This is a genomic window from Paenibacillus sp. 203, from assembly GCF_037027525.1.
GTDB classification, from domain to species: domain Bacteria; phylum Bacillota; class Bacilli; order Paenibacillales; family Paenibacillaceae; genus Paenibacillus; species Paenibacillus polymyxa_B.
Map to the genome: position 1 here is coordinate 329,525 of NZ_JAXCHD010000003.1, position 14,239 is coordinate 343,763.

Annotated in this window: 20 protein-coding genes; 8 read left to right on the plus strand and 12 right to left on the minus strand. The window is 40.2% G+C overall.

Annotated elements, in window-relative coordinates; translation table 11 throughout:
* The first annotated feature begins 35 nt into the window (after positions 1–35).
* The 4 genes from WA407_RS07905 to WA407_RS07920 all read left to right on the plus strand — a co-directional run bounded on the left by WA407_RS07905 (position 36) and on the right by WA407_RS07920 (position 3,693).
* Positions 36–1,289 carry a methionine gamma-lyase family protein gene (locus WA407_RS07905; RefSeq protein WP_235309653.1) on the plus strand — a complete coding sequence of 418 codons (1,254 nt, stop codon included), beginning with the start codon at positions 36–38 and terminating at the stop codon, positions 1,287–1,289.
* Between the two features lie 83 nt (positions 1,290–1,372).
* Positions 1,373–1,786, plus strand: a complete 414-nt coding sequence (locus WA407_RS07910) for a MerR family transcriptional regulator (protein WP_007430683.1) — start codon at positions 1,373–1,375, stop codon at positions 1,784–1,786.
* A gap of 116 nt (positions 1,787–1,902) precedes the next feature.
* Complete coding sequence (glnA, locus tag WA407_RS07915) at positions 1,903–3,231, plus strand: type I glutamate--ammonia ligase (RefSeq protein ID WP_013310575.1); 1,329 nt, start codon at positions 1,903–1,905, stop codon at positions 3,229–3,231.
* A 258-nt stretch (positions 3,232–3,489) separates the two neighbouring features.
* Positions 3,490–3,693 (plus strand): hypothetical protein, encoded by a 204-nt coding sequence (locus WA407_RS07920; RefSeq protein ID WP_235309654.1) that lies wholly within the window; start codon positions 3,490–3,492, stop codon positions 3,691–3,693.
* Positions 3,694–3,699: 6 nt separating this feature from the next.
* Here the strand turns inward: WA407_RS07920 and WA407_RS07925 are convergent, their stop codons facing one another.
* Together WA407_RS07925 and WA407_RS07930 are read right to left on the minus strand one after the other, a co-directional pair.
* Entirely contained in the window at positions 3,700–3,921 is a 222-nt protein-coding gene (locus WA407_RS07925; RefSeq protein WP_061832034.1) for a DUF6199 family natural product biosynthesis protein, read from the minus strand.
* Positions 3,922–4,039: 118 nt separating this feature from the next.
* Positions 4,040–4,474, minus strand: a complete 435-nt coding sequence (locus WA407_RS07930) for a hypothetical protein (RefSeq protein WP_061832033.1) — start codon at positions 4,472–4,474, stop codon at positions 4,040–4,042.
* Positions 4,475–4,790: 316 nt separating this feature from the next.
* Here WA407_RS07930 and WA407_RS07935 point away from each other — a divergent pair, with 316 nt between their 5' ends.
* A complete protein-coding gene (locus WA407_RS07935; protein ID WP_442952026.1) occupies positions 4,791–5,513 on the plus strand; it encodes a BclA C-terminal domain-containing protein in 723 nt (240 codons plus the stop codon).
* A gap of 904 nt (positions 5,514–6,417) precedes the next feature.
* Here WA407_RS07935 and WA407_RS26725 read toward each other — a convergent pair.
* The 3 genes from WA407_RS26725 to WA407_RS07945 form a co-directional block, all read right to left on the minus strand.
* Entirely contained in the window at positions 6,418–6,486 is a 69-nt protein-coding gene (locus WA407_RS26725; protein ID WP_367997034.1) for a hypothetical protein, read from the minus strand.
* Complete coding sequence (locus WA407_RS07940; RefSeq protein ID WP_235309657.1) at positions 6,467–6,646, minus strand: transposase; 180 nt, start codon at positions 6,644–6,646, stop codon at positions 6,467–6,469. Before WA407_RS07940 ends, WA407_RS26725 begins: the two co-directional genes overlap by 20 nt.
* Before the next feature lie 115 nt (positions 6,647–6,761).
* Positions 6,762–7,250 (minus strand): PLAT/LH2 domain-containing protein, encoded by a 489-nt coding sequence (locus WA407_RS07945; RefSeq protein WP_235309658.1) that lies wholly within the window; start codon positions 7,248–7,250, stop codon positions 6,762–6,764.
* Between the two features lie 351 nt (positions 7,251–7,601).
* Between WA407_RS07945 and WA407_RS07950 the strand changes: the two genes are divergently transcribed.
* Positions 7,602–8,051, plus strand: a complete 450-nt coding sequence (locus tag WA407_RS07950; protein ID WP_254328475.1) for a hypothetical protein — start codon at positions 7,602–7,604, stop codon at positions 8,049–8,051.
* Here WA407_RS07950 and WA407_RS07955 read toward each other — a convergent pair.
* Positions 8,048–8,380, minus strand: coding sequence for a hypothetical protein (locus WA407_RS07955; RefSeq protein ID WP_235309660.1), 333 nt, complete (start codon positions 8,378–8,380; stop codon positions 8,048–8,050). The genes WA407_RS07950 and WA407_RS07955 overlap by 4 nt on opposite strands.
* Positions 8,381–8,732: 352 nt before the next feature.
* Positions 8,733–8,855: a hypothetical protein gene (locus WA407_RS07960; protein WP_268820031.1), complete on the minus strand. Its 123-nt coding sequence runs from the start codon at positions 8,853–8,855 to the stop codon at positions 8,733–8,735.
* Between the two features lie 736 nt (positions 8,856–9,591).
* On the opposite strand from WA407_RS07960, the gene tet reads away from it, so the two are divergent.
* A complete protein-coding gene (tet, locus tag WA407_RS07965; RefSeq protein WP_336077094.1) occupies positions 9,592–10,968 on the plus strand; it encodes a Tet(L)/Tet(K)/Tet(45) family tetracycline efflux MFS transporter in 1,377 nt (458 codons plus the stop codon).
* Between the two features lie 138 nt (positions 10,969–11,106).
* On the opposite strand, the gene WA407_RS07970 is transcribed toward tet, so the two are convergent.
* From WA407_RS07970 to lexA, 5 genes are all read right to left on the minus strand, one after another.
* Positions 11,107–11,646 (minus strand): GNAT family N-acetyltransferase, encoded by a 540-nt coding sequence (locus WA407_RS07970; protein WP_069289681.1) that lies wholly within the window; start codon positions 11,644–11,646, stop codon positions 11,107–11,109.
* A gap of 230 nt (positions 11,647–11,876) precedes the next feature.
* Positions 11,877–12,017, minus strand: a complete 141-nt coding sequence (locus WA407_RS07975) for a hypothetical protein (RefSeq protein WP_165177052.1) — start codon at positions 12,015–12,017, stop codon at positions 11,877–11,879.
* Between the two features lie 41 nt (positions 12,018–12,058).
* Positions 12,059–12,223, minus strand: a complete 165-nt coding sequence (locus WA407_RS07980) for a hypothetical protein (RefSeq protein WP_016821950.1) — start codon at positions 12,221–12,223, stop codon at positions 12,059–12,061.
* Positions 12,224–12,455: 232 nt separating this feature from the next.
* Positions 12,456–12,758: a hypothetical protein gene (locus tag WA407_RS07985; RefSeq protein ID WP_336077095.1), complete on the minus strand. Its 303-nt coding sequence runs from the start codon at positions 12,756–12,758 to the stop codon at positions 12,456–12,458.
* Between the two features lie 274 nt (positions 12,759–13,032).
* Entirely contained in the window at positions 13,033–13,659 is a 627-nt protein-coding gene (gene lexA, locus WA407_RS07990) for a transcriptional repressor LexA (protein WP_013310545.1), read from the minus strand.
* A gap of 188 nt (positions 13,660–13,847) precedes the next feature.
* Here lexA and WA407_RS07995 point away from each other — a divergent pair, with 188 nt between their 5' ends.
* The gene (locus WA407_RS07995) at positions 13,848–14,216 is read left to right on the plus strand and encodes a LysM peptidoglycan-binding domain-containing protein (protein WP_235309876.1); all 369 of its coding nucleotides are present in this window, start codon (positions 13,848–13,850) and stop codon (positions 14,214–14,216) included.
* The last annotated feature ends 23 nt before the right edge of the window (positions 14,217–14,239 follow it).

Genomic DNA, 14,239 nt, shown 5'->3' on the forward strand with positions numbered 1-14,239 from the left:
CTAAGGCTGCGTAAGAGAGAGGGTCAAGAAGGTAAATGGTAGTTTTTAGTCCAGAAATTCAGCAAATTCAGGAAACAGCAGAGCATAAAATACAAGAACATATACAGCACATAGATCATATTGTAGATTCAAATCAGTGGAAGGTAATTCAGGCATTCCAGCGGAAGCAAGTGAGTGATTTTCATTTTGCGGGTTCTACGGGATATGCTTACAATGACCGGGGACGTGAGGTGCTGGAAGAAGTCTATGCGGATGTGTTCGGTGCGGAGGCAGCGTTGGTGCGTCCGCATTTTGCCTCGGGTACTCATACAATTGCCACTGCTTTATTTGGTGTGCTGCGTCCAGGGGATGAACTGTTATACATTACCGGGAGGCCTTATGATACCCTGCACAAAGTGATTGGTAAGGCCGGCGACGGGACAGGATCATTGCAAGATTTTGATGTTACTTATGGAGAAATCGCACTGACAGCGGAAGGTAAAGTGGACTGGGAAGCGGTGGAGGCTGCTATCCATGCCAATACCAAAGTGATCGGTATTCAGCGTTCACGCGGTTATGATTGGAGAGCTTCGTTTAGTGTAGCAGATATTGAAGAAATGACAGCACGTGTGAAGGAAATAAAACCTGACGTCATTGTCTTTGTTGACAATTGCTATGGTGAATTTACCGAGAAGTTGGAACCTACTCAGGTCGGTGTCGATTTGATGGCAGGTTCGTTGATTAAAAATCCCGGTGGTGGCATTGCAGAAACGGGTGGATATATCTGCGGCAAACAAAAGTATGTAGAACTGGCATCCTACCGATTAACTGCACCTGGAATCGGTGGAGAAGTAGGTGCCATGTTAGGTACTACACGAGGCATATTTCAGGGACTATTCCTTGCTCCAACACTGGTTGGGCAAGCGGTTAAAGGGAGTGTATTCGCAGCTGCGGTCTTTGAGGAGATGGGATTTGAGACCAAACCTGCCTGGCATGAAGAGCGTACGGATTTGATTCAGGCTATTTCTTTTAGCGGACCAGAACATCTAATTGCTTTTGTACAGGGTATTCAGCGTGCGGCTGCCGTGGATAGCCATGTGGTGCCGGAGCCGTGGGATATGCCGGGTTATGAGCATCCAGTTATCATGGCAGCAGGTACGTTTATACAAGGGGGAAGTTTGGAACTATCTGCAGATGCTCCGATTCGTGAGCCTTATATTGGTTACATGCAAGGGGGCTTAACCTACTCTCATGTTAAATTTGGAGTGCTTATGGCTCTGCAAACGATGAAAGAACGTAAATTATTGTGAGTTTTTCTAACATGTCATTGACACTTTGCATCAGCTAAATGTACAATAAGGTGAATAATAGATCACTGGAAGGTTGATGACAAATGGGCGACGAAATTCGCAGAAATATGGCCTTATTTCCAATAGGTATTGTCATGAAGCTAACGGACTTGTCAGCACGTCAGATTCGTTATTATGAACAGCATAACTTGATAGTTCCTGCCCGTACATCGGGAAACCAACGTCTTTTTTCTTTTAATGACGTAGAGCGTCTGCTTGAAATTAAGGCATTGATTGAGAAGGGTGTTAACATTGCGGGAATTAAACAAGTCATGAATCCGGTTACCAAGGAATCGGAGGAAGCTACGGTTATTACTGCAGATACGGAAGTCAAACGCCGTGAAATGTCCGATACTCAGCTTCACCGCTTACTGAAACAACAACTTGTTGCAGGCAAAAGACCAGGACAGGTATCCCTAATCCAAGGCGAATTATCACGGTTTTTCAATAAGAGATAATGCTTTGACCTACCTCTTGGTACAAGGTCGCCTTACTTTAAAATCAGGTCTCATCATTTAAGTATTTATAGAACAACTGATTCGTATATAGTCGTTGCAGAAAGGGAGAGGTTAGAGTGAGTTATAGCAGAGAAGATATTCTTCGGATTGCGAAAGAAGAAAATGTACGTTTTATTCGTTTGCAATTTACAGATTTGCTGGGCACTATTAAGAACGTTGAAATTCCGGTTAGTCAACTGGAAAAGGCATTGGATAATAAAATGATGTTTGACGGTTCTTCCATAGAAGGTTATGTGCGTATTGAAGAATCTGATATGTATTTATATCCGGATTTGGACACTTGGGTGGTATTCCCTTGGGTAACCTCGGATCGTGTAGCTCGTTTGATCTGCGATATTTACAAGCCGGATGGAGTTCCGTTTGCAGGTGACCCGCGGGGCATCTTGAAACGTGTACTTAAGGAAGCAGAAGAGTTGGGATACACTTCGATGAATGTCGGACCAGAGCCTGAATTCTTCTTGTTCAAAACGGATGAAAAAGGCGAGCCAACTACAGAACTGAATGACCAAGGCGGGTATTTTGACCTGGCTCCGATGGATCTGGGTGAAAACTGCCGTCGTGAAATTGTACTCAAGCTTGAAGAGATGGGCTTCGAAATTGAAGCATCTCATCATGAAGTTGCACCTGGTCAGCATGAAATTGACTTTAAATATGCAGATGCGATTAAAGCTGCCGACCAGATTCAAACGTTCAAGCTCGTTGTTAAGACGATTGCTCGTCAGCATGGTTTGCATGCTACCTTTATGCCAAAACCTTTGTTTGGTGTAAATGGTTCCGGTATGCACTGCAATCAATCGTTGTTTAAGGACAATGAAAACGTATTTTATGATGAAACGGACGAACTCGGATTAAGCCAGACGGCCCGCCATTATATGGCTGGTATTCTTAAACATGCACGTGCAATGGCAGCGATCACGAATCCAACGGTAAATTCCTACAAACGTCTCGTACCAGGTTATGAAGCGCCTTGTTATGTGGCTTGGTCTGCAAGCAATCGCAGTCCAATGATTCGGATTCCTGCGTCCCGTGGTCTGAGCACTCGCGTTGAAGTTCGTAACCCTGACCCGGCAGCGAATCCTTATTTGGCCTTGGCAGTGATGCTGAGAGCAGGTTTGGATGGTATCAAACGTCAGTTGGCTCTGCCAGCTCCGATTGATCGTAACATTTACGTGATGTCTGAGGAAGAGCGGATTGAAGAAGGCATTCCAAGTCTGCCAGCAGACTTGAAAGAAGCTTTGTCTGAGCTTATTCGGAGCGAAGTTATCTCTGACGCACTGGGCGATCATGCTCTGGCCTACTTCTATGAGCTTAAGGAAATTGAATGGGATATGTATCGCACACAGGTTCATCAATGGGAACGTGATCAATATCTGACTCTTTACTAAAATGGGAAATCCTTTGGCGCTCTAAGCGTTGAGGGATTTTTTTATTTGTGGTAGGTAAAAAAAATATTAAGTTTATTTATAATTGCCCCCTAATTGCCCCCAAAAATTTTATTATCAGAATAAATTTTCGGTAACAGACTCATAGTTCTCCATGCTATTTATCTCTATTTTTTTGGAGATGTGTGGATAAACGTCGGCTGTGAAAAGAGTGACGAGTCGAGTTTCTGCATTGTTCTTCCTTATAGGGTGACTGGTTAGATGAGTAAATACAAAGGGAGAAAAATGATCTTTATACTTATTATAGCGGCAGGCCGGTCTAAGATTAAGGAAGTTCGATTAGTGGAAACTATGGATAAGAGACAGATTTCTGTTTTTGAAAATATGCTAAATGATATTTTAGGAGCTTCAGCTAACAGCAAGTGTCTTTTGGATAAGGGTATTTTGAGGATTGAAAACAGATAGTAGAATTTACAGAAATATAACTAAAAGTCCACATGTTAAAAAGAAGAACCCAAAGAGTATCGAAATAGAGCCTCTAAATTTCATGTCATCAATGTAAGCATCACTCGGTTCAGAGTCACCTTTGATCTTCCAGGCTTCGTTTGCACGCCATCCCCAAGTGGGATTTCGTTTACTTAAAATACCAAGCGAGAAAAAAATAATTGCAATAAAAATAAGCATGAATCCCATTTGATCAGCCCCTTTAAGTAAACTATACCAAAAAAGAACGACAGATGGAAAGTATCGTCTCTCAAGGACAGATAGAAGAAAAATAAGAGGGCTTTGCCCTCCATGTGATGGTTCAATTTTAATCTGAGTAGGCAACAGCATTAAAACTTTCTATTCCTATTCGGGTAGCATCTGCTGTGCAAAATAGATATAAGGTATACACCAATTCATTTGAAGGTGGTAGAGGGATATTGTAATCGGAAGCATTTATGGTGACGACCTGTACAGCGTTTGGGTTTGCTTCGGAGACACTTACAGAGTAAAGGGCGTAAGCAACAAGCGAATCGAAATTGCCTCTAACAATGGAAAAAGAAATAACGGAGTCAAATGGTGGAGGGGTAGGAAATGCAAGCTCAGCTATCCCGGATAATTGTACACGCATGTTTTCCCCTGCGCCCGTTACATCTAAGCCAAGCTCAGCAATGGCAACGGGTGTATTGGCTGGCAAGGGAATAGAGATTGTATTACCGTAACTTGCGTTTTGTGATGTTCGAGCATCTAACAATCTAGTCATTATCTCATCTCCCTTTTTGGGTAAAGGATTTGCAAGCTGGAAATATAAAAATACAGACAGTGTAGGATTTGGACCGGTTGATTGAACTAGATATTAAGCTTCAGAAGAATGAGCTGTAATAATGCTAACACGATAGGGTCAGACCTATGCCTATTTTCCCGAAATGAAGTCAACAGCCCAATCTTTTTGGTTAATTGCACAATATGCTACTTTGACTAGACTTTGGAGGTGACCATTAATTATGTTTCGACATTATTGTTGGCAGAAGAATATGCATCGGAGAAAATTTAGAAGATGTGTAGTTAAAAAAGTCAAAGTGTTACCGAAAGTTATTGTTAAAGGGATCCGAGGACCTCAAGGACCTCAAGGACCTCAAGGACCTCAAGGACCTCAAGGACCTCAAGGACCTCAGGGACCGCAGGGACTGCCGGGTCCACAGGGAGTTCCAGGCGCTCAAGGCCAGCAAGGGCTACAAGGTTTTCAAGGAATTCTCGGACCAACAGGACCAACAGGACCAGCAGGAGCAGTAGGGCCAGCAGGACCAGTGGGGCCGGCAGGAGCGGTAGGCCCAGCAGGTCCAGCGGGGGCGGTAGGACCAGCAGGAGCAACGGGGGCAGCAGGGCCTGCAGGCGCCGGGATAACAGACTTCTTAAGTGTTTTCCGAGCAGATCCTGGCACGGGAACTGACACAGTTCCGGGTAACTCACCAATTACCTTTACAGGAGTTTTAGCTAATGTTGGTGGTGCATTTACTTTCACTCCTCCATCTACAACGATAACAATCAACGAAACGGGGAGCTATCTAATAGATTTTACAATTCATAACCAAGGTAATGCTGACTTTAACCTTACCGTAAATGGAATCCCTGTTACCCCTGTTCCCTTCACGGGTAACGGTGGCGGACCAATTTCGGCAGAAGTCATTATTACTGTAGGGGTCGTTCCTACAACTATTCAATTGGTAAATGCAAATGCAACCCCGGCCCAACTTCATAACTTTACCAATACCACTCTTACTATATTAAAGTTGACTGTTTAAGCCATTCTTAATGATATATAGAACATTATATGTAGCCGCCTTAGAAAAGACTGTACGATTTCCATCGTCAGTTTGTCTAATTACACTCATAGTAAGCAGACGCATTTATGAGGGGATTGTGTAGCATGGCAAGAGAACGTAGTGGCAGTAATAAGATCCATTAAACACTACCACTACTCCAAAGCCTATCTTCAAAAATGAAATGGATAACTTTGTAAAAAGATGATATTATTCAGACATAGAAATATGAATGCTAAGAAGGTCGGGAAACTTCTCCCACCTTCTTTTTGTTGTGACAAATCGGAACTATTGCTTTGATCCGTCAGGTACGACAACTCATGAGCGGCAATCAATATAAATTTTCTTTTTTGATTAGTCGCGAAAAATGGAAGCTACAGAAGAACGGGCCGAGGTCGTTTGGCCTAAAGTTGAGCATTGCATAAGGAAGCCTTTAACCTTGTGTTGGTAGAAGGACTGACGGAGGAAGAATACAAGAATGTAGACGAAGAGGGCATTTAGGAGTTGGATGGCCTCTTAGAACGATTTCTATAAGGAGTTTGTTTCCACCTAATGAAGTTTATGAGCCTACGACGAAGAAGACCAAGAGGTTCCTGAGGATGATCGGAAAATAAACTGGATAGAACTTTAGCTCTATGCGTGAGTAATGGTATTTCTGATTCAGAATGGACTAATACGACCATTCCAAAGATTAGAGCGCTCATGAAGGCCAAGAACAGAAACCGGGAATTCGAAATCATTCTCCACGCCGCTGGTAAGGTGGAAAATAAAAAGCCGAAGAAGGTCAAGTCGCTATCTGATCTTGGTTTCTTCGCAAAGTAAATTAAGAAGCATCCGCAAACATGAAGTGACCCCTGCAAAGTAAACAGCTATCAAAAAGCAATAATTAAGTAGCCTGAGAAGGAGTCAGGTTGTTTAGTTTCTCTTGAAAGCGTTCATGGTTGTAGAAATGGATATACTTTTGAACGGCATGCTCCCCTGACCCATCGGCGAACCAGCGAGGGGTCAATCTCCATTTCTCGTGCCACGGTTTTATATCCGATTCCCTTTTTGAGGTACAGATCTACTGTCTTATTCTTGAAGCTCACATCGTAAGTTTTTCTTATTTCTCCCATAGAAAAATCCCCTCCATAATAGACAGATTAGATGGCTTGCTCTTTTCTGTCTACTATGAGGGGAACTTATCACACTTGATAGAGTCTTTTGTATGAATTGTATAAGTACTTGTTTTTATGATGGAAAGAGAGTTTCGGAATCTGGTTCTCCGCCGGCACCAAGCCAACGGTCAGGGCCTGCAAATGAGAAAGTCTTTCCGTTCCCGGTTACTTTGATATTAGCGAGTCTCCAACCTGATTTATTTCCAGATCCATCAGTCCTAATGGTAACTTTTCTGATGTCACCAAGGTTGCTGGTACTGATTCTTGTAGTATCAGAATCTCCTTTTTCAAAGCTGCCAGTGAGTGCGGCGGTAACATAGTCGCCATTAGAACCATACAGAGTTATAGAAATATTTGAGTCTGTACCTGAATCCGCAATACTGCCTGTGTTTACGGTAACAACATATTCAACATTAGCAAAAGGTGTAACAGACTCTATGCTTCTATTAGAGTCTTGTAATGAACTATAAGTGTCGCTTGTGACCTGATCCGCGAAAGAAGGTGCTGCGAAAGCTACAGATGATATGAGCATTGCTGATGCTAATAAAGATACTTTTTTCATTAATTAGTTACCACCTTTCTAGTATTTGTATTTAATGTTATACATGTGTAATATGTTTGTACATAGTTCTTTGGTTGTGAAGAAAACTTTTTTCCTTGTCTTTGTTTGTTGTATTTCATATTTATGTGTCGAATATTCTTATTTTTAATGAATCACGGAATGGTATGAATATTTATTTATAGAAGGTTTTTTTGTGATTTAGCCAGAATAGCTTAATTCGAGGCGATCAGCATGAACCACGCTAATCAAATGTGTATTTTTCATGTCAGACAAAGCTCCCCTTACTTTGACAGTCATTAAGCTGTATGTTTATTGACGAAGATTAAAAGAAGGAGAGGAGTTATTGCTCCGTTGTCAGCTTCTGCAGATGCAGCAACTGTAACGCTTGACACTTACAAAAATTTTTCAAATCAAGAAATAGTTTTATCACAATCAGTAATATTTAAAGATGACACGGCATATACAGATGTATCTGATACAGTGAAAAGAGTGAAATTTTCAATTAATGGTTTGGAAAATCTTTTTAATGCTAATTATTATAATCGGTTGGTCTGGACAAGTGATGAAAATACACCGAGTATAGAAAATACGTTATCAGTAAAAATTGCTCCAAAAATAGGGAGTCTTTACGGTTCCAGTAGTTATGAGAACCTTTCTCTGATAAAACAAAAGATCAACTCCGATTCAAAAGTATATGGATGGATTCAATTAGAATCAAAAGAGTGGACTAAAGCAGGATCAGCTAAAAGCTCTACTAACCTTAATTGGTCGGCAGAGCTTTTAACTGTTCACGGCTTTTAGAATATATCCAGGTATTCTTTCTGGAATTTGATGAAATCTTGCACACTGTCGTGATAGGTAAATCTACCGCCATTTTTATCAATAATCCAGTTGATCTTCTCGTCATTTAACAAGATTCCATACATACAGTGATGAAGCAGCTCAATTTGCTTTTCATCTCTAATTCGGATCAAATGTTTTTCTTCTTCGACAATGAGGTACCATTTCGTTTCTGTTTCATCTACATCTACGTCTACATCAGCATCTACATACAGTATTGATACCGACAAGGGGAATGGCCAGTCAAACCAATGTCCTCGTTTGTCTTCTCTATAACCTTCAAATGCCATGGTTATTTCCCCCTACTTGGATAATTTCCTGATTAGTTTAAATGTATCTAACATGCTGCGATTGTACGCTTAATTGGAAACTGTTTTACGGAAGTGGCAGCTATCCTCAGCCTTTGGCATCTTGGCACCAATCTGGTGAATGACCTGCTGTTTGAGGCTGGTACTAGCTGGGATACGTCTGTTTAGGCTGGGCTAACGGAGTGTGAACTCCGGATTTTATTGTAAATTTCTCATTTGCTCAAGTTTTTAAAGACAATGCTGGTTCAAGGAAACATTTGCGGCAGCCCTTTTTGACATTGGACGACACAGGCTTTTAGGAATACACACATTAAGTTTACTGCTAGTTCTTGTCTTATCCTACTGGCTCAGGAATATCGCCCCCATATTCTTTCCATGGCTTCACGTACACCATCGTAAGCTTCTGAAAAAGTTCAGTATCACTTGGGCAACCGTCTAATCCGCTATTGTTGCGCAATAGCTGTATCCTCTTTTATCGTTCCTTGTTCTGATCTGTATAGTATACGGAAAACGACAGGTAACAAAGAAGTTGAGCGCTTTGTTACCCGATATCAAAACGCTACTACCAATACTCTACAGTTATTCTACTGAGCAATGACGTGGGCCCAACATGAAGGAACTGGAGTTGAAAACAGGTAGCAGTGTAGTGGACATAAAGGCGCGTCTGCTGGCTTTGGAAGAGGGGGACAACAAGAGCGATATACGCTCTATATTGTAATCATAGAGGGCTGGAATGGTGACCCAAAGATCATTACATTTTCTCGTATGGAAATAGGCGCTGTATTAAACCTCCAATGAAATGGAGCTTATTATTTGTACTCGGAATATAATTTGCGCATAACACATCAGGAGGCTACACTCATGTCTTGAATTGTATTTTATTTCTGGAGTGGTTTGTTTCTTATATTTAAAATAAATGGATGGAGAAGATCGGATATATATTGCTACATCGTTACTTACTTCATTAACTTTAAAGGGGATCTGAAAAAAGTTTAAAATTGTAATTCATGGATTGTTGCATTTGTATATATAATTACATCTTTTCCCATTCTAGATAAGGTGGTAGAATGAAAAAAATAGGTATGGGAGGCGTTTTATTTGAAGTGTGATAAATATAATTGGGGACAATTTAAAGAGGGGGCGTATCATTGACCCTATAAACTACGTTAACCCTCATTTCTGGAGGGTCAAAATTGAAAACCCCTTATTCACAGTCTGTTTTACACCATAACCAAATTTTAATATGGCTTTGTGTTCTTTCGTTTTTTAGTGTGTTAAATGAAATGGTTCTTAATATCTCTTTACCTGATATTGCTGATGAATTCAATAAAACACCAGCCGTTACAAATTGGGTAAATACTGCCTTTATGCTAAGTTTTTCTATAGGAACCGCTGTATACGGAAAGCTATCTGATCAGTTAGGTATTAAAAGGTTGCTTCTGTTTGGAATCATAGTGAATTGCATAGGATCATTAATTGGATTTATGGGACATACTTTTTTTCCAACACTTATCTTTGGGCGATTTATACAAGGGATTGGTGCAGCTGCATTTCCTTCACTTGTGATGGTCGTAGTTGCTCGCTATATCCCAAAAGAAAACAGGGGCAAGGCATATGGCCTCATCGGGTCTATCGTAGCAATGGGTGAAGGGATAGGACCGGCTATTGGTGGGATGATTGCTCATTATATTCATTGGTCTCATTTACTGCTTCTTCCTGTTCTAACGTTTTTCACTGTTCCCTTTCTGATAAAATTATTGAAAAAGGAAGTCATATCAAAGGGTTCACTTGACATTGCAGGAATCGTGCTTATATCTCTAGGCATTGTAATGTTTATGTTGTATACAACGTCTTACAGAATTTCTTTTCTGGTGATAAGTATTCTTTTTTTCTTGATCTTTTTAAAGCATATCAGACAAGTAACCAATCCTTTTGTTGATCCTTCATTGGGGAAAAATACTGCATTTATGATAGGAATCCTTTGTGGCGGACTTATGTTTGGTACCGTAGCTGGATTTGTTTCTATGGTCCCTTATATGATGAAAGACGTTCATCACTTAAGTACCGCAATGATTGGCAGTGGAATTGTTTTTCCTGGAACGATGAGTGTTATTTTCTTTGGTTTCCTTGGAGGAGCACTTGTTGATAAGAAAGGTTCCTTACATGTGCTAGCAGTCGGCGTTGCATTTCTTGCCGTCAGCTTTTTGATAGCTGCTTTCTTTATTGAAATGACACCTTGGCTGATGTCTATTATTCTAGTCTTTGTTTTCGGTGGTCTTTCTTTTATTAAAACAGTAATATCCACTATTGTTTCAAGTAGTTTAAGACAAGAAGAAGCTGGCGCAGGAATGAGCTTGCTTAATTTTATAAGCTTTTTATCAGAAGGAACAGGGATTTCAGTTGTAGGAGGCTTATTATCAATACGTTTTATTCATCAAAAATTTATACCAATCTTTAATTTTCCATCTGCTTATTTATATAGCAATATGTTATTGATTTTTACAGTGGTCATTATAATTAGCGGGATTTTAACTGTTATTGTATATAGACGTTCAGTTTCAGATTCCTGATAAGAGCAGAAAAGGATTATATGCTGAAAATGATCGCATCCTCACGTTTGAAGTAAGTGGATACTCTAAATAAATCAAAAGCTCTGCTAACCTTAATTGGTTGGCAGAGCTTTGTTTGCTGATCAGTTTGATTTTAGGCTAATTTGAATGCTTAAACTTATAATACCAAAAAATCGCTTTTTCATGGGCTGTGGAAAAGTTAGAATATAGCATAGTATCAACTCCGCCGATTACAAAGTTATTTTTAGCATAGAATCGACAAGCTAAAACATTCACATCCTGTGTTTCAAGCATTAGACCAACAAGGTTATTCTGCTTAGCCCACTCGGTTGCTTTACTCAATAAGGCTGCTCCGATTCCCTTGTGTCTCCAGTCTTTAGCGACGGCAATATCCTCAATTAGAGCATAGCCATTCCAATTAGTACAAAGTTTAATTTGCCCAACACAGTCGTTCTCATCATAATATAAAAAAATAGATTTTCCTTGTTCATCAATATAACTGATGTCAACGTCATCATCCTCATACTGTTTAAAATATGGTTCGGGGAAACTTTCTTCTATATATGTCCAATTATCGTTCTCGTATTTAGGTATAATCCTTCCTGACACAATAAAGCCGTTATTCTCATTTGACTTCTTAAAATCTCCCATATTCGAAAGTGACATTTTAATTATCATGGCTTGTCTCCTCCTGGTTTAATTTCTCTACGCACACTATTCTAAAAGAGAGCCACCATTTCCTGTCTGTTAGATTTATAAAAAGAGCAAAATTGTAGCGACTGTTCAACTATGTCTGATATTCTACGATCTCGTCCGCTTGCTTCAACGATTCATAGCAGTAGTTAGGTGTACCGTTTAACACAAAAAAAGCAGGAAGAATCCTTCCTGCTTTTGCTTGAAAACGATTATTAACGTCTGCGTTGTCTATCATTCACGCTAAACAGATTAACAGCCAGTGCGTTACCTCTTGCACGCGCAACGGCTCTTTGATTCGAACGGATGTTTGATCTTCTTCTTCTCAAATCACGTCTGCAATGTCTTCTGCTCATATGATCACCTCCCTTCAAGGAAATGAAGGTACGGATGAATCTTAGTGGTGTTTATGCTTACGCTTGGAAATTTTGATATTCAAGGCATTGGTTGCTAGTGCATTTCCGCTTCCTGTTTTAGCAGCTGCGGCTTGAAAGACTTTAACGACCAGATATCTGTTTTTCCCGATGCGATGCTTATACGTTTTAACTCTATTTCTGATCATCTGCATATCTCCTTTGCTTAGGTCTGCTATATACTATGTCAATTGTGATAGTAATGTATCAGCATAAATCTATTAAAAGCAAAAAGAAGCTGGTACCTATATTCCTAATGGTTAACAAAAAACTCATGCGAACCTGTCTTCGCCATTTCAACTTTACGTTGCAGGAGAATGTTACAGGCAGGTCGGCATGAGTCTAATAGTGTAGATAAATAATATGCAGTTTAGTATAAAATTATTTACTATTTAGAGTGTTAAGTTTTTTCTCGTAGTACGCCTCTTGAGCAAGAATATGATTCAGTTGTTCAGAGAGCTGTTTATATTCTTGGCTGTTTTCTGGGTAATTGTTTCTTTCGGAAATTACAGCTTCGAGTTGCTTTTCTAAATACCTGAAATGGATAAGTATTTGTATGTACTGAATACGATCGTAGGTTGTTATGTGTGATTTCTCTTCTGCATACAAATGATCCATTTTTGGTACTACACAGCTTATGGCGATAAATATAACAACAAACGCTGAAATTATAATTTTTTTCATTTAATTCCTCCTACAGAGTTATGAGTAATTAATATACCATATTTATCTAAAACAAAGAAAGATCTATTAGTTTTGCCCATTACAGTATAGCTGCTCAAGATCAGTGGGTGATTATTTGAGATGAGGAGGCTGATTTTATAGTAGAAACAATAGGAATAGGTTGCTGAAATGAAAAAAAAGTTGTGAGATACATAATAACAATACAAAACCGGCTTGCCCTAGGCAGCCGGTTTTGTATTAGTGGTTAGAATAACGGGGAAGAAAGAACGAGAAATCAGTGGAAGTCCCGGAAGAGTCCTACAACCTTGCCCAAAATGCTGACGTGTGTCAGGCGAAGCGGTTCAAAGGCTGGGTTTTCAGGTTGAAGCCGGATATGATCTTTTTCTTTGTAGAAGGTTTTAACTGTAGCTTCGTCTTCATCTGTCATAGCTACAACAATATCGCCATTATCAGCGGTCTGCTGCTGACGTACGATTACATAGTCTCCGTTAGCAATCCCAGCCTCAATCATGCTTTCGCCTACAACAGATAACATGAATATTTTATCCTCACCAACAAAGTGTTGGGGAAGAGGAAAGTAATCTTCAATATTTTCTGTCGCCGTAATAGGAAGGCCAGCAGTTACTTTGCCGACGACGGGGACACGACTAATGGAGTAATTAATCAAGTTGCTGTTATCCGATTCGTCTTGACCGAGTAACTCAATAGCCCGTGGTTTTGTAGGATCGCGTCGAATGAGTCCTTTTTTCTCTAAACGATCCAAATGACCGTGAACCGTAGAACTGGAGGCCAATCCGACAGCCTCGCCTATTTCGCGTACAGAAGGGGGGTATCCCTTTAGACGCACTTCATTGCGGATAAATTCAAGAATGGCCTGCTGGCGGCTCGAAATCTTAGACATACCGTATCAACCCCATTTAGTAACGTTTGGGAAAATTATAGCATAGAACCTCCGTTCGTACAAACATAAGTTCTAAATAATCCCTAAAAATAATCGCGAACTTTTGTTCTCTTTTCTATTGAACAAAACAAATGTTCGTGTTATATTGTGAAAACATAAGAACAAACGTTTGGAGGTCGCAGCCAATGATGAAATATAGCACTTATCAAAGTATTTTTCCGATGAATTCAGAAAATTTGCAGGAGACCCGAAAAGAGGGTAGAGCGCATTTTATGCAAATTATTACTAATAGTCTTTTACTTAAGCTTCTTATTTTAGTGATTGTTGCTTGGATTGCAGGGGCAGGTGTACTTACGGTTTTCGCGGCACCCTCAGCTTCCAAGGGAGAAGTGACTAAACTGACCGTACAACCTGGAGATACGTTGTGGGAGATTGCCGCAAATCATAAACCGGAACGAATGGATACACGGGTATATATAGAAGGAATTGTGCGGATTAACGGTTTGGAGGACCGGGGAGTGCAGGCAGGTCAGGTACTCAAGCTTCCGCACTTCTGATCTATAGACAATTAGAGCTTGTC

Bases quoted from the DNA above. Each gene is read 5' to 3' on its own strand.
- WA407_RS07905 (WP_235309653.1), top strand. From the start codon at position 36: ATGGTAGTTTTTAGTCCAGAAATTCAGCAAATTCAGGAAACAGCAGAG.
- WA407_RS07910 (WP_007430683.1), top strand. From the start codon at position 1,373: ATGGGCGACGAAATTCGCAGAAATATGGCCTTATTTCCAATAGGTATT.
- WA407_RS07920 (WP_235309654.1), top strand. From the start codon at position 3,490: ATGAGTAAATACAAAGGGAGAAAAATGATCTTTATACTTATTATAGCG.
- WA407_RS07925 (WP_061832034.1), bottom strand. From the start codon at position 3,921: ATGGGATTCATGCTTATTTTTATTGCAATTATTTTTTTCTCGCTTGGT.
- WA407_RS07930 (WP_061832033.1), bottom strand. From the start codon at position 4,474: ATGACTAGATTGTTAGATGCTCGAACATCACAAAACGCAAGTTACGGT.
- WA407_RS07940 (WP_235309657.1), bottom strand. From the start codon at position 6,646: ATGGGAGAAATAAGAAAAACTTACGATGTGAGCTTCAAGAATAAGACA.
- WA407_RS07945 (WP_235309658.1), bottom strand. From the start codon at position 7,250: ATGAAAAAAGTATCTTTATTAGCATCAGCAATGCTCATATCATCTGTA.
- WA407_RS07955 (WP_235309660.1), bottom strand. From the start codon at position 8,380: ATGGCATTTGAAGGTTATAGAGAAGACAAACGAGGACATTGGTTTGAC.
- WA407_RS07970 (WP_069289681.1), bottom strand. From the start codon at position 11,646: ATGATAATTAAAATGTCACTTTCGAATATGGGAGATTTTAAGAAGTCA.
- WA407_RS07975 (WP_165177052.1), bottom strand. From the start codon at position 12,017: ATGAGCAGAAGACATTGCAGACGTGATTTGAGAAGAAGAAGATCAAAC.
- WA407_RS07980 (WP_016821950.1), bottom strand. From the start codon at position 12,223: ATGATCAGAAATAGAGTTAAAACGTATAAGCATCGCATCGGGAAAAAC.
- WA407_RS07985 (WP_336077095.1), bottom strand. From the start codon at position 12,758: ATGAAAAAAATTATAATTTCAGCGTTTGTTGTTATATTTATCGCCATA.
- lexA (WP_013310545.1), bottom strand. From the start codon at position 13,659: ATGTCTAAGATTTCGAGCCGCCAGCAGGCCATTCTTGAATTTATCCGC.
- WA407_RS07995 (WP_235309876.1), top strand. From the start codon at position 13,848: ATGAAATATAGCACTTATCAAAGTATTTTTCCGATGAATTCAGAAAAT.